The sequence below is a fragment of the Sphingomonas aquatilis genome (genome assembly GCF_014196115.1).
In the GTDB taxonomy this organism is placed as follows: Bacteria; Pseudomonadota; Alphaproteobacteria; order Sphingomonadales; family Sphingomonadaceae; genus Sphingomonas; species Sphingomonas aquatilis.
The window spans coordinates 55,291-73,737 of record NZ_JACIDB010000002.1; the positions used below are offsets into that span (position 1 = coordinate 55,291).

General features: G+C 67.6%; 16 protein-coding genes. 11 read left to right on the plus strand and 5 right to left on the minus strand.

Features of this window, described 5'->3' with window-relative positions; translation table 11 throughout:
• Positions 1 to 50 precede the first annotated feature (50 nt).
• Genes GGR47_RS06225 through GGR47_RS06240 form a run of 4 tightly spaced genes read left to right on the plus strand, consistent with a single transcriptional unit; the run spans position 51 to position 2,155 of the window.
• Positions 51 to 362 carry a YggT family protein gene (locus GGR47_RS06225; RefSeq protein WP_063686846.1) on the plus strand — a complete coding sequence of 104 codons (312 nt, stop codon included), beginning with the start codon at positions 51 to 53 and terminating at the stop codon, positions 360 to 362.
• Positions 363 to 372: 10 nt separating this feature from the next.
• The gene (locus GGR47_RS06230; protein WP_017980387.1) at positions 373 to 675 is read left to right on the plus strand and encodes a DUF167 domain-containing protein; all 303 of its coding nucleotides are present in this window, start codon (positions 373 to 375) and stop codon (positions 673 to 675) included.
• Complete coding sequence (gene folD, locus GGR47_RS06235) at positions 672 to 1,538, plus strand: bifunctional methylenetetrahydrofolate dehydrogenase/methenyltetrahydrofolate cyclohydrolase FolD (protein WP_017980386.1); 867 nt, start codon at positions 672 to 674, stop codon at positions 1,536 to 1,538. The genes GGR47_RS06230 and folD overlap by 4 nt, the downstream gene beginning before the upstream one ends.
• A complete protein-coding gene (locus GGR47_RS06240; protein WP_043060971.1) occupies positions 1,535 to 2,155 on the plus strand; it encodes a MarC family protein in 621 nt (206 codons plus the stop codon). The genes folD and GGR47_RS06240 overlap by 4 nt, the downstream gene beginning before the upstream one ends.
• A gap of 6 nt (positions 2,156 to 2,161) precedes the next feature.
• Here GGR47_RS06240 and GGR47_RS06245 read toward each other — a convergent pair whose 3' ends face one another.
• Entirely contained in the window at positions 2,162 to 2,746 is a 585-nt protein-coding gene (locus tag GGR47_RS06245) for an NADPH-dependent FMN reductase (protein WP_017980384.1), read from the minus strand.
• A 133-nt stretch (positions 2,747 to 2,879) separates the two neighbouring features.
• Between GGR47_RS06245 and GGR47_RS06250 the strand changes: the two genes are divergently transcribed.
• Positions 2,880 to 5,078, plus strand: coding sequence for a transglycosylase domain-containing protein (locus tag GGR47_RS06250; RefSeq protein WP_147035887.1), 2,199 nt, complete (start codon positions 2,880 to 2,882; stop codon positions 5,076 to 5,078).
• A gap of 379 nt (positions 5,079 to 5,457) precedes the next feature.
• On the opposite strand, the gene GGR47_RS06255 is transcribed toward GGR47_RS06250, so the two are convergent.
• Positions 5,458 to 7,260, minus strand: a complete 1,803-nt coding sequence (locus GGR47_RS06255) for a DUF885 domain-containing protein (protein ID WP_147035888.1) — start codon at positions 7,258 to 7,260, stop codon at positions 5,458 to 5,460.
• A 96-nt stretch (positions 7,261 to 7,356) separates the two neighbouring features.
• On the opposite strand from GGR47_RS06255, the gene GGR47_RS06260 reads away from it, so the two are divergent.
• Positions 7,357 to 8,358, plus strand: coding sequence for a threonine aldolase family protein (locus GGR47_RS06260; RefSeq protein ID WP_147035889.1), 1,002 nt, complete (start codon positions 7,357 to 7,359; stop codon positions 8,356 to 8,358).
• Complete coding sequence (locus GGR47_RS06265) at positions 8,355 to 9,287, plus strand: DMT family transporter (protein WP_147035890.1); 933 nt, start codon at positions 8,355 to 8,357, stop codon at positions 9,285 to 9,287. Before GGR47_RS06260 ends, GGR47_RS06265 begins: the two co-directional genes overlap by 4 nt.
• On the opposite strand, the gene GGR47_RS06270 is transcribed toward GGR47_RS06265, so the two are convergent.
• Together GGR47_RS06270 and GGR47_RS06275 are read right to left on the minus strand one after the other, a co-directional pair.
• On the minus strand, positions 9,200 to 10,015 hold the full coding sequence (locus GGR47_RS06270; RefSeq protein WP_147035891.1) for a Rossmann-fold NAD(P)-binding domain-containing protein: 816 nt from the start codon (positions 10,013 to 10,015) through the stop codon (positions 9,200 to 9,202). The genes GGR47_RS06265 and GGR47_RS06270 overlap by 88 nt on opposite strands.
• A gap of 142 nt (positions 10,016 to 10,157) precedes the next feature.
• The gene (locus GGR47_RS06275; protein ID WP_147035892.1) at positions 10,158 to 11,831 is read right to left on the minus strand and encodes a M28 family metallopeptidase; all 1,674 of its coding nucleotides are present in this window, start codon (positions 11,829 to 11,831) and stop codon (positions 10,158 to 10,160) included.
• Between the two features lie 119 nt (positions 11,832 to 11,950).
• Between GGR47_RS06275 and pepN the strand changes: the two genes are divergently transcribed.
• The 4 genes from pepN (at position 11,951) to ung (ending at position 17,398) form a co-directional block, all read left to right on the plus strand.
• Positions 11,951 to 14,569, plus strand: a complete 2,619-nt coding sequence (gene pepN / locus GGR47_RS06280) for an aminopeptidase N (RefSeq protein WP_147035893.1) — start codon at positions 11,951 to 11,953, stop codon at positions 14,567 to 14,569.
• A gap of 249 nt (positions 14,570 to 14,818) precedes the next feature.
• Entirely contained in the window at positions 14,819 to 16,309 is a 1,491-nt protein-coding gene (locus tag GGR47_RS06285) for a S41 family peptidase (RefSeq protein ID WP_276509315.1), read from the plus strand.
• Between the two features lie 51 nt (positions 16,310 to 16,360).
• On the plus strand, positions 16,361 to 16,690 hold the full coding sequence (locus tag GGR47_RS06290; protein WP_017980375.1) for an alkylphosphonate utilization protein: 330 nt from the start codon (positions 16,361 to 16,363) through the stop codon (positions 16,688 to 16,690).
• On the plus strand, positions 16,691 to 17,398 hold the full coding sequence (gene ung, locus GGR47_RS06295) for a uracil-DNA glycosylase (protein ID WP_147035894.1): 708 nt from the start codon (positions 16,691 to 16,693) through the stop codon (positions 17,396 to 17,398).
• A gap of 247 nt (positions 17,399 to 17,645) precedes the next feature.
• On the opposite strand, the gene GGR47_RS06300 is transcribed toward ung, so the two are convergent.
• Positions 17,646 to 18,359 carry a hypothetical protein gene (locus tag GGR47_RS06300; protein WP_017980373.1) on the minus strand — a complete coding sequence of 238 codons (714 nt, stop codon included), beginning with the start codon at positions 18,357 to 18,359 and terminating at the stop codon, positions 17,646 to 17,648.
• Positions 18,360 to 18,447 lie beyond the last annotated feature (88 nt).

The window sequence follows — 18,447 nt, forward strand, 5'->3', positions numbered from 1 at the left end:
CCGGGTTTAATCGCTAGGTCCGGCCTCTACCCATAATCCGGAGCCCAGGCGTGGTCGCGCTTTCCCTGATTCAGATCATTTCGATCCTGCTCGACGTGCTGTGGTGGATCATCATGGTCCAGTTCGTGCTGTCGCTGCTGATCGTGTTCAACGTCATCAACACGTCGAACAATTTCGTGCGCTCGCTGCACTACGGGCTCGATTCGCTGACGGAGCCGCTCTACCGCCCGCTCCGCCGCGTTCTGCCCAACATAAATGGAATCGATCTGGCGCCGCTCGCGGTGCTAATCATCATCCGCATCCTAGACTCCGTCCTCCTCCCCAACATCGCCGCTGCGATCCTGACCAACGGCGCGGCCTGAGGCGTCGCCGATGCCCGCCTGGACGGTGCGCGACGACGGCATTGTCCTTGCCATTCGAGTGACACCCCGTAGCGGGCGCGATGCCTTACTGGCTGGCACCGAAGATCATTTTGCCGCGCGACTGGCCGCCGCACCGGTCGACGGCAAGGCGAATGCGGCGCTCCTTGCGCTGGTGGCGGACCGGTTCGGCGTTCCGAAGCGCGCGGTCGTGCTCATCGGCGGAGACACCGCGCGATTGAAGCGGCTGCATGTTGCGGGGGACGCGGCCGTGCTGGCGAAAACCGCTGCCGCCCTCTATGACGTGGCGCCATGACCGCCACGATCATCGACGGCAAGGCGCACGCCCTTGCGCTCCGTACCCGCACCGCCGCGCATGTCGCCGCCTTCCGCGACGCGACCGGCCGGGCGCCCGGCCTAGCCGTCGTCCTGGTCGGCGAGGATCCGGCGTCGTCGGTCTATGTCCGCTCCAAAGGCAAGGCGACGCGTGAGGCCGGGATGGAGAGCTTCGAGCATCGCCTGCCCGCCGACACGGATGCGGATGCTCTATTGGCTCTGGTACGGCGGCTGAATGCCGATCCGACCGTCGACGGCATCCTCGTTCAGCTGCCCCTGCCGAAGCATATCGATGCCGAAGCGGTGCTGCTCGCGATCGATCCGGACAAGGACGTCGACGGTTTCCACCCGGTCAACGCGGGACGCCTCGCGATCGGGGCGGAAGGGTTCGTGCCCTGCACGCCGCTGGGCTGTCTGATGCTGCTGCGCGACATCCATCCCAGCCTGTCGGGCATGGAGGCGGTGGTCGTCGGTCGGTCGAACATCGTCGGCAAGCCGATGGCGCAGCTGTTGTTGCAGCAGAGCTGCACCGTCACCGTCGTCCACAGCCGCACGCGCGACGTCGCGGCGCATTGCCGGGCCGCCGATATCGTCGTCGCGGCGGTGGGCATTCCCCATTTCATCAAGGGCGACTGGATCAAGCCGGGCGCGACGGTGATCGACGTGGGCATCAACCGGACCGAGACGGGGCTGGTCGGCGACGTCGACTTCGCCGCCGCCAAGGACGTGGCTGGCGCCATCACGCCGGTCCCCGGCGGCGTCGGGCCGATGACGATCGCCTGTCTGATCCGCAACACGTACATATCCGCCTGCCGCCGCGAGGGCGTGAGCGTCGCATCGTGATCGAACTGTTCGTCTCGTCGCTCATCACCTTCTTCGTGGTGATCGACCCGCCGGGGTGCGCGCCCATCTACGCCGGCCTGTCGTCGGGCGCGTCGCCGCTGCAACGCCGCAGCATGGCCATCCGCGCGGTCGGCGTGGCAAGCGCGATCCTGTTCGTCTTCGCGCTGTTCGGCGAGAAACTGCTGCACGGCCTGGGCATCAGCCTGGCGAGCTTTCGCATCGCGGGCGGCATCATGCTGTTCCTAATCGCGCTCGAAATGGTGTTCGAGAAGCGCACGCAGCGCCGCGAGGATCGCGCCGCGGAGGTCGCCGCCGATCCGGAAGTGGAAGACGTGTCGATTTTTCCGATGGCGATGCCGATGATCGCCGGCCCAGGATCGATCGCGACCGTGATGCTGCTGATGGCGCGTACCAACGGGCTGGAAGCGACGCTGGTCGTGCTGGCCGCGATGGTGACGATCCTGCTGCTTACGCTGGTCGCGTTGCTCGCCGCGGGGCCGCTGATGCGGCTGCTCGGTACGCGGATCGAGGCGGTGATCACGCGCTTGCTCGGTGTGCTGCTGGCGGCGCTGGCGGTGCAGTTCGTGATGGACGGGTTGCAGGTCAGCCTGCGCTGATCGGCTTTATCGCGGCGCCACCAGCGGTGCGAAGCGCGCGACCTGGCGACCGATCAGGCACAGTTGATCGTAGACGGCGGGATCGCTCGCGCCGCCTTCGTCGTCGAATTTGGTGATCTGCGTGTTGATCGCCGCGGCAAAGGGCGTCGGCCAGCCGCGCAACGCGTGGACGATCGAGCGTAGCGCCGCAATCGTCGATCCCGTCGCCTGCCAGCCATAAGCGGTGGCGATCAGCCCCACGGGCAGGTCGGCGAGATAGGGGCGTTCGTCGCGCGCGGTTTCTTCCAGCAGATCGAGCGCGTTCTTGACCACGCCAGAGATGCTGCCGTGATAGCCGGGGCTGGCGATGATGACCGCCGATGCACCGCGCACCGCGGCGACGAACGCCTGTTCGTCCTCCGTCCGGCTTGTCGCGCGCGGATCGTAGAGCGGCAGGCGCGCCATGTCGGCGCCACCGAACATCCGCGTTGCAAAGCCCTCGCGTTCCGCCGCGTCGAGCGCGATGCGCAACGCGCGCTCGGTCGAGGAAACTCCGCCGATCGTGCCGCCGATACCGACGACGAGCGGGGGTGAGGAGGGCTGCTGGGTCATGGCCCCGCGATAGCGCTCCCCGCGAGCCTGCGCCAGCCGCTGGCGTTCGCGCCTGCAAAAGGGTAAATGGGCCTGCACCTCCCCCACAGCGTCCGGCCCTTGCGCGTGCTGTTATAGGATAGTAATACACGTCATGGCTGACCGCTGGGACGAGCCGATGCGTCACGAACCGATCGATACCAACCGCCGCGGCAGCATCGGCCAGCGCTACGACCTCGACGACGGGGAGGATCGCTTCGAAGCGGCGCCGCGCTGGCGCCGCGACGAGGCGCGGGCGCCGGACGAGGATCGGTACGCCGGGCGGTTCGACGCCTTCCTCGATTCCGAACAGGACGCCGCGGCAGAGCTGCCCCCCCGTCGGCCTCGCCATATCGGCCGCTGGATTTTACGCGGCATCGCCGCGGGCATCGTCCTGCTGGTCATCGCGATCGGCTGGCTCGCCGTGACCGCGCCGCTGAGCAAGTCGCTGCAGCCGCCGACCCCGCCGTCGATTACGCTGACCGCGGACGACGGCACGCCGATCGCCCGGCGGGGGGCGATCATCGACAAGCCGGTCGACGCCGCCAAGCTGCCCCCGCACGTCACCGAGGCGTTCCTGGCGATCGAGGACCGGCGCTTCCGGTCGCACTGGGGCATCGATCCGCGCGGCATCCTGCGCGCTTTCGTCCACAACGTCGGATCGGGCGGCGTGCGCGAGGGGGGCAGCACGATCACCCAGCAGCTCGCCAAGAACGCCTTTCTCGACTCAGACCGCACTGCGGCGCGCAAAATCCGCGAGGTCATGATCGCGTTCTGGTTGGAAGCGTGGCTGTCGAAGGATGAAATTCTGTCGCGTTATCTGTCGAATGTGTATTTCGGCGACAACGTCTATGGCCTGCGCGCGGCGTCGAAACATTATTTCGGCCGCGAACCGGAAAAGATGAATATCGGGCAGGCGGCGATGCTGGCCGGGCTGGTCAAGGCGCCGTCACGCCTTGCCCCGACGAGCAATCTGGAGGGTGCGCGCAAGCGCGAGATGGTCGTCGTTCGCGCGATGGCGGATGCGGGTTTCCTGACCAAGGCCGAAGCCGCCGATGTCCAGCCACAGCGCGTGCTGGCAAGCCGCCCGACGACGCTGCCCAGCGGCACCTATTTCGCCGATTGGGTGCTGCCGCAGGCGCGCGACCAGGCGGGCGAGATCAAGACCGAAGCGACGGTGAAGACGACGCTGGACCGCCGATTGCAGCGCACCGCCGAACGCGTCGTGCGGCAGGCGGGGCTGCGGCAGGCGCAAGTGGCGCTGGTCGCGATGCGACGCGACGGCCGCGTCGTCGCGATGGTCGGCGGCAAGGATTACACCAAGAGCCCGTTCAACCGGGCGACGCAGGCGCAGCGCCAGCCCGGATCGACGTTCAAACTGTTCGTCTACCTCGCCGCGATGCGGAAGGGCATGACGCCCGACACGATGGCGGACGACACGCCGGTCGAGATCGCCGGGTGGAAGCCGAAGAACGATGATGGGCGCTATCTGGGCCCCATCCCGCTGCGCCGCGCCTTCGCGCGTTCGTCCAACGTGGTCGCGGCACGGCTGACGCAGGAAGTCGGGGTGCGCAACGTTATCAAGGCGGCGCGCGACCTGGGCATCACGACGCCGATCCCGAACGAGGCGACGATCGGCCTCGGCACGGCCGAAGTCTCTTTGCTCGAACTGACCGCAGCCTATGCCGCCATCGCCAACGGCCAATATCCGGTGCGCCCGCGCGGGCTGGAGGAAACGGGCGACAACAAGAGCTGGTACGAATCGCTGACCGGCGGCACCACCAAGATGCCCGACGACATCCGCGAGAAGATGCTCGACCTGCTGTCGTCGTCGCTGCGCGGTACGGGACGTGAGGCGGTGCTGAGCACGGATGCCTATGGCAAGACCGGCACGTCGCAACAAAGCCGCGATGCGTGGTTCATCGGCTTTGCCGGCGATCTGGTCGTCGGTGTCTGGGTCGGCAATGACGACAGCTCGCCCAATCCTGGCCTGCACGGCGGCGGCGTACCGGCGCAAATCTGGCGGAACTTCATGGTCTCCGCGCTCGGCCTCGCGCCGCCACAGGCACCGGTGGTGGTCGAAGAGAATGCCAGCGATCCCGAAGCGATCGTCGGGCCGGAAGACCCCGTCGGCGACATGATCGACCAGGCGGGGCCGGAGGTCGAGGGAACCCTCGACGGCCTGGGCCTGCAGATGAAGATGGGGCGCGACGGCAGCATCAGCATCACGCCTGGCCGCGACCGCGAACCAGATGCCCCACGAGAGCCTCGCGAGCCGCGTGCACGGGGTGATGAGGGCGGTGAAGGGGAATGATCCTGCCGACCCAAGGCATTTCGACGATTTAACCCAACCCTCAGCTTTACGGATTTTTCCTAAGGCGATGACGCGGAGGATCGATGCTGCCGCGCAACCCCGTCTGATGGCTGCCCGCCTTTTCGGGTCGCCGTTCGATGTGCCAGCCCGTTATCGCTGACGCTGATCCTGGCGGCGTAGGACGATCCGATCCTACCAATAACCTCCGCCGCCAATTCGCCGCGTTCGGCCGCCCAGGGGAATGCGATCCGACTGGTGATCTCTCCTTTTTGAGGCCACGACTTCAATGCGGCCTATGAGGGCATTCCCAATCAGACGGTGCGTCAGATGGTCGGACGGTTCCTGGCCGAGAATCATCCCGGCCCGGTCCGGTGATCGATTACTTCGTCGCCATCCACGCGCGGACCTTGTCCTCCAGCACGGGCATCGGCAGCGCGCCGCTGTCGAGGACCGCGGCGTGGAAGCCGCGCGGGTCGAACGAAGCGCCCTGCTTGGCCTGTGCTTCCGCCTTCAGCTTCAGGATGGTGAGCTGGCCGATCTTGTAGGCGAGCGCTTGCCCCGGGATGGCGATGTAACGTTCGACCTCGGCGGTCGCATCCGTCTTTGCCATGGCGGAGTGGGTCAGCATGTAATCGATCGCCTGCTCGCGGCTCCAGCCCTTGGCATGGATGCCGGTGTCGACGACGAGGCGCATCGCGCGCAGCATTTCGTCGTTCAGGCCGCCCATCCGCTGGTAGGGGTCGGTTTCTATGCCCAGCGGCTTCCACAGCGTTTCCGCATAGAGTGCCCACCCTTCGACATAGGCGGTGTTGCCGCCGAAGCGCATGAAGGCGGGCAGCGCGGCGTTTTCCTGCGCGAGGCTGATCTGGAAGTGATGGCCGGGCACCGCTTCGTGCAGGAACAGCGTTTCCATGCCCCAGGTGTAGCGGACCGGCAGGTCGTAGGTGTTGTAGTAGAAGACGCCCGGCCGCGTCCCGTCGGGGGTGCCGCCCTGATAGCTGCCCGCCGCATCGCTCTTCGCGCGGTAATCGGGCACCGGCCGGATCTCGAGCGGGGTCTTGGGGATCACGCCGAACTGTTCGCGCACGCGGGCGTCGATGCGCTTGCCGATCGCTTCAAAGCCTTCGCGCACGGCTTCGGCGCTCGTTGGCTGGAAGCGCTTTTCGGTGCGGAGATAGTCGAAAAAGGCGGGCAGCGTGCCCGTGAAGCCAGCAGCGGTCTTCTGCGCCTCCATCTCACGTGTGATCCGCGCCACTTCGCTGAGGCCCAATTGATGGACCTGCTCGGCGGGTAGTGGCAGCGTCGTATTCTGCTCGATGCGATAGGCGTAGAGCGCTGCGCCGCCGGGCAGGGCCGACAGGCCGACGGTCGCGCGCGCCTTGGGCAGATAGTCGGTCTTCAGGAAATCGCGCATGCGCTTGTGCGCCGGGGTGATGACGTCGCGAACCTGCGCGGCATAGGCCGCGGTCAACCGCTGCCGGTCGGCGGCGGAGATGCTGGCGGGGAACATCGTGACCGGCGCGTAGAACACCGATCCTTTGACGCCCTGCGCGATCAGCGCGTCGAACTGCGCGATCATATTCTCGACGACCAGCCGCGGCTGGACGACGCCTTTCGCCATGCCTTCCCGGAAGCGGGTGATCGCGCGATCGTACAGCGCGGCATAGCCGGCGTTGCGCTTCAGATTGTTCTCGTAATCGGTGACCGTCTTGAACGGTGCAGCACCCTTGCCGCCCGCAAAATCGGGATAGAAGGTCTGGAAGCCACTGAAATGATCCATCGGCAGCAGCCGGTCGACCGCCTGGATCGCAGGGGCATAGCCGCGCAGGTTGATCTCCGCCTGATTGCGAAACACGTCATAGGCGAGTTGGTCGACGCGCGTCAGCTTCGACCGGTCGATCGCCTTCAGCGCGGCGAGGTCGGATTCGAGGTTACGCTTGTCGCGCGCGGTCGCGGGATCGCTGATGTAATCGCCGAAGCGATCGGCATAGCGCAGGTCGCCGCGGAAGATCGCACTGATCGGGTTGAGCGCCAGATCGCGTTCGTCGCTGTCGTAAAACAGGCGCTTGAGCTTCATGTCCTCCGCGCCATCGCCGGGCAGCGGGGCGGGCGGCGGCAGCGCCTGGCCGAGGGCCGGCGCGGCGACGGAGGTGAGCAGCAAGGCCGCAGCAAGAAAACGCATCTATAAATCCCCTTCTGCAGCAGCACTTAGCAAGGCCGGGCGGGGATGCGATAGCCATGGTTGACGCTGTACCCCGTTGCGCCGCAAGGCAGGGGCATGCGCTTCTTTTCCGACAATGCCGCGACCGTGCATCCCCGCGTGATGGCGGCGATGGCCGACGCCAACCACCTCGACACTGCCTATGACGGCGATGGCCTGTCGCGCAGCCTCGATGCGCGTCTGTCCGATCTGTTCGGCACGGATGTCGCGGCCTTGTGGGTGCCGACCGGGACCGCGGCCAACTGCCTCGCGCTCGCCGCGCTGTGTCCGCCGCATGGCGGGGTGATCTGCCACCGCGACGCGCATATCCAGAACGATGAGGGCGGCGCGCCGGAGTTTTTCACCCACGGCGCCAAGCTGTTCCTGGCCGATGGCGACGGTGCCAAGGTAACGCCGGAGACGATCGCGGCGGTGGCCGACGCGATCCCCAACGACGTTCACCGTGTGCAGCCGCATGCGATCTCGATCACCAACGCCACCGAATATGGCCGGGTCTACACGCCGGACGACGTGGCGGCGATCGGCACGCTGGCGAAGCGCCGTGGGCTGGGCCTGCACATGGATGGTGCGCGCTTCGCCAATGCGGTGGCGACGCTCGGCTGCACGCCCGCCGCGGTGACGTGGCAAGCGGGCGTCGATGCGCTCAGCTTCGGCTTCGTCAAGAACGGCGCGATGAGTGCGGAACTGCTCGTCTTCTTCCGCCCGGACCTTGCCGACGTGACCCGCTATCGCCGCAAGCGGGCCGGACTGCTGTTTTCGAAGGGGCGCTATCTCGCCGCGCAGGTGATCGCGATGCTGGAGGACGATCTGTGGCTGGCGAACGCCCGCGCCGCCAATGCCTGCGCCAGCACACTCGCTGCGGCGGCCGGCGGCCGGCTGGTCCATCCGGTCGAAGCTAATGAGGTGTTCCTGCGGGTGACGCCCGAGGAAGCGGCGGCGCTGAGGGCGCAGGGCTTCGACTTCTACGATTGGGCGCCCGGCGAAATCCGGCTGGTGACGGCGTGGGACAGCGCGGCGGATCATGTCGCGGCACTCGCCAAGGCGATCGCGGCGCTGTGAGCGACACCGTGACGGGAGGGGCGCCGCCGCCCCAATCGACCCGGGCCGCGATCCTGATCCCGTTCGCCATCGTCACGCTGATCTGGGGATCGACGTGGCTGGTGATCCGCGATCAGCTGGGCGTCGTGCCGCCAAGCTGGTCGGTGACGTATCGCTTCATCGTCGCCGGGATCGCGATGGCGCTGGTCGCGACGGTGAAAGGCGAACGGTGGGCGCTCGATACACGCGGCTGGGTGTTCGCTAGTGCGGTCGGCCTGCTGCAATTCTGCCTGAACTTCAACTTCGTCTATCGGGCGGAACATTACATTACGTCGGGGCTGGTCGCGGTGGTGTTCGCGATGCTGCTCGTGCCCAATGCGCTGCTGGCGCGCCTGTTTCTCGGCCAGCGGATGGGGCGTCAGCTGATCGCCGGGTCCGCCGTGGCGATGGCCGGCATCGCGCTGCTGTTCCTGCACGAAGCGCGGACCGGACCGGCCGGCGCCGCGGCCACGCTGGCGGGAATCGGCTTCACCGCCATCGCGATCCTGTCGGCCTCCGGTGCCAATGTGTTGCAGGCGACGCCGACCGCGAAACGCTATCCGATGCTGTCGACGCTGGCGGTCGCGATGCTGATCGGGGCGGCGATCGATGGGGCGGTCGCCTGGACGCTGACCGGACCGCCGGTGGTCGAGATGCGCGCGGGTTATTGGGCGGGCATCCTGTATCTGGGGCTGTTCGGCTCGGCCTTCGCCTTCCCGCTCTATTATCGCGTGCTGCGGGTGATCGGGCCGGCCAAGGCGGCCTATTCCAGCGTCATCGTCCCCGTCATCGCGATGCTGCTGTCGACGCTGTTCGAGGATTATCACTGGTCGTCGCTCGCCGCGGCGGGCGCAGGGCTGGCCGGCATCGGACTGGTCATCGCATTGAGCGCGCGCAGGCCCAACCGGTAATCGGGATAGGCCGGGCGCCAGCCGAGCAGGCGTTTGGCCTTGCCGTTCGCGACGCGGCGGTTCTCGGCGTAAAAGGCGCGCGCCATCGGCGAGAGCGTCTCCAGCGCGACGATCGGTGGCGGCGGAAGGCGGAGCAGCCCGGCGGCGAAGGCGACCACGTCGTCCTGTGGACAGGGGCGATCGTCGGCGAGATTATAGGCGCCCGGCGGGGCGTTGCGGGCGGCAAGCACGCCGGCGACGATATCGTCGACGTGGACGCGGCTGAACACCTGGGTCGGCAAGTTGACGCGATGGGCGCGCCCTGCCGCCACGCGATCGAGCGGCGAGCGGCCGGGGCCGTAGATGCCGGGCAGGCGGAAGACATGCGCGCCGCGGGACAGCCAGGCGGCATCGGCGGCGGTACGCGCGGAGCGGCGGCCTGAGCCGGTGGGGGCGGTTTCGTCGACCCAGGCGCCGCCCGCGTCGCCATAGACGCCGGTCGAGGACAGATAGCCGAGCCAGCGATCGTGTAGCACGTCGCCATAGCGGGACAGGACGGGGTCGGCGTCCTCCTCCGGCGGGACCGAGGACAGGACATGGGTGGCGGTGGCCAGCGCGGCGCGGACCGCGGGTTCGTCGTCGAAGCGGAGCGTGCCGTTTCGACCGTCGCGGGTGGTGCCGATGGTCGCGTCCGGCCAGGCGGCGGCGATGCGGGCGGCGGTGTAGCCGAGGCCGAAGATCAGGAGCATGGGGTTTCCCCGCATGCTCCGTCACCCCGGACTCGTTCCGGGGTCCACTCTGCGGCTAGGGGGACGGCTGGCGCCGCTTGCCGTTCCCTTGCGGCCCGGTGGACCCCGGACCGAGTCCGGGGTGACGGGAAGGAGGTGCCGCTCACTGCGCCATCGGGCCGTTGTAGGTGGTGCCGAAATAGTCGCCCTTGTTCCACGTCGGACGCTGCGGCGCGTCGGCGACGGCGCGGGCGATGGCGTAATTGGTCGCGACGAAGCGGACACCCTGATCCCACAAGATCGGCTGGCTGAGGTCGTCGCAGGGACGATGGTAGCAGTGCTCCAGGAAATCCTCGAACGGCTTGGCGCCGGCGCCCTTGACCCCCGGCCACAGGAAGAGCGAGGGAATGCCCTTCTTGACGAAGTTGAAGTGATCCGAACGCGTGAAGAACCCCTGTTCGGGCATTGGATCGGGCGACAGGCCGATGCCGATCGCGTTCACCGCCTTTGTCACGATCGGGCCGAGGCTGGAACGGTCGGCCCCGAAGGCGATCATATCCTCGAACGTGTAGAGCAGCACCGGCATGTCGAGGTTGATGTCGGCGACGATCGTCTGGAGCGGCACGGTGGGATGATCGACGAAATAGCTCGATCCGATCAGCCCCTTCTCCTCGCCCGTCACGGCGAGGAACATCACCGTCCGCTTGGGGCGCGTGGGCGCCGTGGCGAAGCGTTTGGCCTCTTCGATCAGGCTGGCGATGCCGATCGCATTGTCGAGCGCGCCGTTGTTGATCCGATCGCGGCCGGGCGCGTCGTCGGGGCGGGCGGGCGAGACACCGATATGGTCGAGGTGCGCCGACAGGATGACGACCTCTTTGCCGACCGTGGGGTCGGTGCCGGGGACGATGCCGACGACGTTGCTGCTGGCGGCGGGGGTGAAGCTGGTCCGCGTCGTTGCCGCGAGCGTGCCACTGAGCGCGACGGGCGTGTAGGTCGGGTCGGCGCGCTGCGCTTCGGCGACGATCGCGGACCAGGGCGTCGCGGCGCCCTCGAACAACGTCGCGGCGGCGGCCTGGCTCAGCGTACCGAGCACCGGGGTGGTGGGTGCGGCGCTGGTGCCGGTGCCGTCGGGCTTGGCCCAGGTGGTCTTGGGCGATGCATAGCCGCCGACCAGTGCCGCGAACGGGCGCTGGCGCGGACCGGCGCGCGGGGCATCCAGCATGACGATGCCGATGGCGCCACGGGCCGCCGCGATCTGCGCCTTGGTGGCAGCGGAGCCGAAATAGGCGCGCTCTTCGCCGGGGAAACGCGTCGGCGATCCGGCGAAGATCGCGACGACCTTGCCGCGCACGTCCATGCCCCGATAGTCGTCGACGCCGAATTGCGGCGCGACGATGCCGCGGCCGGCGAAGACGACCGGCGCCGTGACGCTGGTCTCGGCACGCGCCGGGTTGGGGCTGGGGATGTAATCGGTGCCGAACACGAGCGGCCGGGCGCGTCCTGCCGCGTCGGTCCAGCGCATCGTGCCTTCGCTCGCCGCCTTGTAGATCGTCAGCGGCACGTGTTGCAGGTAGCTGCCGGCATCGCCCGCCGGGCGCAGGCCCGCCGCCTGGAATTGCGCCGCGACATAGTGCGCGGCGACGTCGTAATCCGGCGTGCCCGCCTCGCGTCCGCGCAGGGCATCGGAGGCGAGAAACATGACGTGCGCACGCATCGCGGCCTGATCGGCCGGCAGGACGGCTGCGGTGTCGGCCGCGGCTGTTTTGGCAGGGCCGGTCTGGGCGGGAGCGGACGCGACGAGGGTCAGCGCGGCAAGCGCGCCGGAAATACGGATCATGCTGGAAAGTCCCGACTATCGATCGTGCCAGCGTAACGGCACCGCCGCGGGTGGCAAGATACCGGAAAAGGCCGCAAGCGATGGCTGGCGGGGGGCGTGGGGGCTCCTATAAAGGACTCATGCTCGACGTTTCCAACAGCATCGCCCAGCCCGCCGTCTCTGCGCCCGCCACGGCGATCAGTCGGCACGATTACCGGCCGCCGGCCTGGGCCGTGCCCGAAACGCGGCTGGTGTTCGATCTGGATGCCGCCGCGACGCGTGTGACGGCGACGCTGTCGGTGACGCGCAATCCCGATGGGGGTGCGGGCCAGCCGCTGCGGCTCGACGGGGCGGGGCAGGAATTGCTCGCGGTGCGGGTGGACGGCGTTGCGGTGCGCGACTGGCGGATCGAAGGCGAGCAACTGGTCGTGCCGCTAACCGGCGACGCCCACACGGTCGAGACCGAGGTGGAGATCGCTCCCGAACGCAACACGCAGCTGATGGGCCTGTACGCCAGCGGCGGCATCCTGTGTACGCAATGCGAGGCGGAAGGCTTTCGGCGGATCACCTACTTCCCCGACCGGCCTGACGTGCTGAGCCGCTACAGCGTGCGTCTGGTAGCGGACAAGGCGCGCTATCCGGTGCTGCTCGCCAATGGCGATCCGGTCGAGAGCGGCGACCTGGAGGATGGGCGGCATTGGGCGGAGTGGAACGATCCCTTCCCCAAGCCGAGCTATCTGTTCGCGATCGTCGCAGGGAATCTGGCGGTCAATCGCGGTAGTTTCGTTACGCAATCGGGCCGCGAGGTCGCGCTTGGCATCTGGGTCCGCTCTGCCGATATCGACAAGACGCATCATGCGCTCCACGCGCTGAAGCTGTCGATGGCGTGGGACGAACGCGTCTATGGTCGCGAATACGACCTCGACGTGTTCAACATCGTTGCGGTCGACGATTTCAACTTCGGCGCGATGGAGAACAAGGGGCTGAACATCTTCAACAGCCGCTACATCCTCGCCGATCCCGACACGGCCACCGATTACGATTACGACGCGATCGCCGCAGTGGTGGCGCATGAATATTTCCACAACTGGTCGGGCAACCGCATCACCTGCCGCGACTGGTTCCAGCTGTCGCTGAAGGAAGGCTTCACCGTCTATCGCGATCAGGGCTTTTCGGCGGATCAGGGTTCGGCGGCGGTCAAACGGATCGAGGATGTGCGGGGCCTGCGGGCGGCGCAGTTTCCGGAGGATGCCGGCCCGCTCGCGCATCCGGTGCGCCCCGAAAGCTACCTCGAAATCAGCAACTTCTACACGGCGACCATCTACAACAAGGGCGCCGAGCTGATCCGCATGATGGCGACGATCCTAGGCCCCAAGGCGTTCCGCGCCGCGACGGACCTGTATTTCAGCCGCTTCGACGGCACGGCGGCGACGTGCGAGGATTTCGTCGCCTGCATGGAAGAGGCGAGCGGCATCGACCTCGCCCAGTTCCGCTTGTGGTACAGCCAGGCCGGTACGCCGCGCGTCGCCGCCAGCCTGGGCCATGAGGCGGGCGAGGGGCGTGCCACGCTGCGCCTCGCCCAGCACGTCCCCGCAACGCCGGGCCAAGAGACGAAGCAGCCGATGGTGCTGCCGCTGAAGATCCGCCTGTTCGGCGCCGAGACGGGCCAGCCGATCGGGCCGGAGCGGCTGGTGCTGCTGGACGCGGCGGCGAGCACGATCGTGTTCGACGGCGTTACCGAACGCCCCGTCCTGTCGATCAACCGCGGCTTTTCGGCGCCGGTGATCGTCGAGAGCGACCGCAGCGCCGCCGATCTCGCCTTCCTCAGCGGCCATGACGACGATCCGTTCGCCCGCTACGAGGCGATGCAGCAGCTGATGCTCGATACGTTGGTGGCGGGTGCGGTCGAGGGGCAGGCCGATCATGCTGCGGTGATCGCCGCGGTCGCGGATACGCTGGGCAATCGCGACCTCGATCCCGCCTTCATCGCCGAGGCGGTGCTGCTGCCGTCCGAGAGCTTCATCGGCGACCAGCTGGCGCTGGTCGATCCCGATGCGATCTTCGCGGCGCGCGAAAGCCTGCGCCGGGCACTCGGCACCGAACTCGCCGATGTGTGGCGGCATGCCTATGAGGCGGGTCCGCGCGAGGCCTATGCCTATACGCCGGTCGCCAAGGGGCTGCGCCGGCTGCGCAATGTGGCGCTGGGCTATATCGCCGCGAGCGGTGCGGAGGATGCGGCGGGCCTTGCCTTCCGCCAGTTCGAACGCGCCGACAATATGACCGATCGGCAGGGTGCGCTGACGACGCTGGCGAGCGGTTATTCGGACGAGCGCGAGGCGGCGCTCGACATCTTCTACAATCGCTATGCCGGGAACAGCCTGGTCATCGACAAATGGTTCCAGACGCAGGCGCTTGCCAGCCGTGACGATACCGGGCGGCTGGTCGAGGATCTGGCGCGGCATCCCGATTTCACGCTCGCCAACCCCAATCGCGCCCGCTCGCTGATCGGGGCATTCGGGGCGAACCAGCGTGCGTTCAACGCACCGGATGGTTCGGGGTATCGCTTCCTCGCCGAACAGCTGATCCAGCTCGACAAGCTGAACCCTCAGACCGCGGCGAAGCTGTTGCCGCCGCTGGGGCGCTGGCGGCGCTTCGATTCGGCGCGGTCGGCGGCGATGCGCGCCGCGCTGGAGCGGATCGTCGCGGTCCCCGGCCTGTCGCGTGACCTGTTCGAACAGGCCTCGAAGAGCCTGGGGTGATCGGGCGGCCATCACGGCAAAGGGGACCGCAAGCCGAGACCCGATCGGCGTAAAGGTTTGCCGACGTCGAATACTTCGGTCGAACGTGCCGATGTCCTTGCCGTCAGCGATCGGCGAGATGTGCCGCTGACGTGCTGCGGCGGCAAGACAGGACGCTGATCGAGATTAATTCGCTTGTTACTGCGATCCATGTTGCGTGTCTTTCGGCGCAAGCATAGGCTGCACAGGTCTCGGGGTGGGAGAAGACGTGTGAGCGTACGGCGTGGGGTTGGGATTCTGGCGCTGGCGGCGCTGTTGTCGGGCTGTGGTGACGGCGGATCGGGCGGCGGCGGGGCGACGGGCAGCACGCCGACTCCAACGTCCACGGCGACGCCGACTCCCACCGCCAGCAATGGGTGTTCGCTGCGCAGCCGCCAGGATTGGGTCGCGGCGCAGATGAAGGAATGGTATCTGTTCTACGATACCCTGCCGACTAACCTTGATCCGAGCGGCTACACCAACGTCGACGATTATCTGGATGCGCTGACCGCGACGGCGCGGTCGCAGCGCAAGGATCGGTATTTCACCTATCTGACGTCGATCCAGCAGGAAAACGCCTATTACAGCCAAGGGTCCAGCGCGGGTTTCGGCTGGCGGCTGGGGCTCGATTCGACCGGGCGGCTGTACGTCACCGAAGCCTATGAGAGCGCACCGGCGCTCAACGCCGGGATCGATCGTGGCGCGGAAATCCTGGCGATCGGCACGTCGTCGAGCAATTTGCAGACCGTCAGCAGCCTGTACAATGCCGGCGGCAGCGCGCTGAGCGATTCGCTGGGGCCGAGCACGACCGGTACGCAGCGCTATTTCCAGATTCGTGACGCCAGCGGCACGCGGACGGTGGCAGTGACGAAGACCGACTTCACGCTCAGCCCGGTGTCCAACCGGTACGGCGTCAAGATCATCACCGACAACGGCCAGCGCTACGGTTACGTGAACCTGCGCACGTTCATCACCACGGCGAACGACCAGCTGCGCAGTGCCTTCGCCCAGTTCAAGGCGGCGGGCATCACCAACGTCGTCGTCGACCTGCGCTATAATGGCGGTGGCCTTATCGACACTGCGGTCGTCATGAGCAACCTGTTGGGTGGCAACCGCGCGACGACCGACGTGATGAGCTACATGACCTTCCGTCCGGAAAAGGCGTCGGAGAACACGACCTATCTGTTCCAGTCCGAGCCGAACGCGATCGCGGCGACCAAGATCGCCTTCATCGGCACGGGTAGCACGGCATCGGCGAGCGAATTCGTCATCAATGCCTTCGTCCCCTATCTGGGCGCCAACGACGGGCTGATCGGCGGCAATACCTATGGCAAGCCGGTGGGGCAGATCGCGCTGGACCAGAAGTCCTGCGACGACCGACTTCGCGTGATCGCCTTCGCGTTGCAGAATGCGGCGCGGCAGGGGGCCTATTATAACGGCCTCGCGAGCACGATGGTTTCGACCTGCCAGGCTGGCGACGACATTTCGTATCCGATGGGCGATCCGCGCGAGGCATCGACACGGGCGGCGCTCGACTTCCTGCAGGGCAAGAGCTGTACGCGCATTTCCGCTTCGGCGAGCGCGAGCGCGAATGCGGGCAGCGGAACCGGCCCGATGGCAACGCGTGCCTCGCTGCTGACCGACGTGCCCGAGCGCGAGGCGCTGATGCCGCCGGCCGAACGCCGTACGCCGGCACAGCGCGAGGTGCCGGGGCTGTACTGACGCCGCGCGCTTTTGCCGATATGGCCACCCCCGACCAACATCGGGGGTGACATGCAGGACGACGACAGCTTCGTGTACGACGAGGCGAGCGGCGAGTGGATCAGCGCCAGCGACGCGGCGGCGAAGGCGGCCGCGTCCGGCGGCGCGGGTGGTGGCGGCGACAGCGCCGTCGAGGTGCGCGACGCGGTCGGCAACCTGCTGGCCGATGGCGACCAGGTGACGCTGATCAAGGACCTGACCGTCAAGGGCGCCGGCCAGACGCTGAAGCGCGGCACGCTGATCAAGAGCATCCGGCTGACCGGCGATGCGCAGGAGATCGACTGCAAGTTCGACGGGATCAAGGGGCTGGTGCTGCGCGCTGAGTTCGTGCGGAAGCGCTGAATGGACGGGACGGACATCGGCCGGCGGCTGGACCCGAGCTGGCGTGCGGCGCTCGACCCGGTGCTGGCGAGCGAGGCGATGGCGGACCTGCGCTGCTTTCTGAGCGCGGAGGAGGCGGCGGGGAAGGCCATCCTGCCGCCGCCGCAGGACTGGTTTCGGGCGCTGGAGCTGACGCCGCTCGACGCGGTGAAGGTCGTGATCCTGGGGCAGGACCCGTACCATGGGCCGGGGCAGGCGCATGGCCTGAGCTTTTCGGTGCAGCCGGGGGTGAAGGTGCCGCCGTCGCTGCGCAACATCTTCAAGGAATTGCACGACGATCTGGGCGTTGCCCCGCCGGGCCACGGGCATCTGGAGCGCTGGGCGAGGGCGGGCGTGCTGCTGCTCAACAGCGTGCTGACCGTCGAACAGGGGCGCGCCGCGGCGCATGCCGGCCGGGGGTGGGAGGCGTTCACCGATGCGGTGATCCGCGCGGTCGCGGCCAAGCCGGAGCCGGTCGTGTTCCTGCTGTGGGGCGCGCATGCGCAGAAGAAGGCGGCGTTCGTCACCGACGTGGCGCACGGCGGGCGGCATCTGGTGCTGCGATCGCCGCACCCGTCGCCGCTGTCGGCGTATACCGGCTGGTTCGGCAGCAAGCCGTTCAGCCAGGCGAACGCCTTCCTGTCCGCGCACGGCCGCGGGCCGGTGGATTGGGCGTTACCGGCGGCCTGAGGCAAGGCATGGCCGCGTCCTTCCGTTCACCCTGAGCCTGTCGAAGGGTGCTTGTCCGCAAGCGTGACGCTGGGGGCGGACCTGCCCTTCGACAGTGAGTAGCTGAAACCATCCCCCGGATGGCTTCAGTCGATCCTGGGAGGCTGGGCGACCTGCGCACCAGGGCGAACGGGGTGGGGGCAGGCGGTTTCCTCCGGCCGATTGCGCGCAGAAGTGGACGAAGTGGACGGTACGTCATCGTCCGGAATCACGCCGAGCCGGCGTCGCCCATCGCCGCGAGGTCGCGCTCCCACGCTTCGTCGCTGGCGCGCAGCTCGGCGCGGTGCGCCGCCTCTTCACGCGCCGCCGCGGCCCGCTCCTCGATCGCATCCTGCTCCGCCTCCGACACGAAGCGCGGCGGCTGGTAGCGAACGAAGGGTTTCGGCAGCGGATCGCCGGCCTCGCGCGCATAGGCGTCCGCCTCGACCTGATCGATCATGCGGTTAAGGCACAGCGTCGCGGCATCGGGCGAGCGCTCGGCGCGCACCGTGTCCATCCATGCGCCGTAGCGGACGGGATCGCGGTAGCGCAGCAGGAACATCGTCAGCTTTTCGTCATAGCGGCGGCGTTCGCCGATCTGTTCGCCCTTGTAGAAGATCGGCGTGGCGACACCGTGGATCGCGCGGGAAAAGGCGGCGTCGGACAGGCGCTGGATCGCCTGGTCGAGCGCGGCATCCCAGGCGAAGCGGAAGCTTTGCGCATCGGTGCGCGCGCGCAGGGCATAAGCGGCGCTGGTGCTGATCCCGACGCGCTTGCATGCACTGTCGACACAGCCGCATTCGGCGAGCGCGCGGATGAAGTCGACCTGCCGCTGCGGCGTCCAGCCATCGTGGCGATGGCGGAGTTCGACGGTGTCGAAATCGAGCGGGTTGCGGGGCGCGGCCTTGCGGCGGCGGGGCGAGCGATGGGGTGCATGGGACATGCGCCGCCATTGGGCACGTTTTGCGCGTGTAGGACAGGGGGTGGCGGAAAGGCGCGGTTTTCTGCGAGGTGTGGGGTGGGGGCGTCCT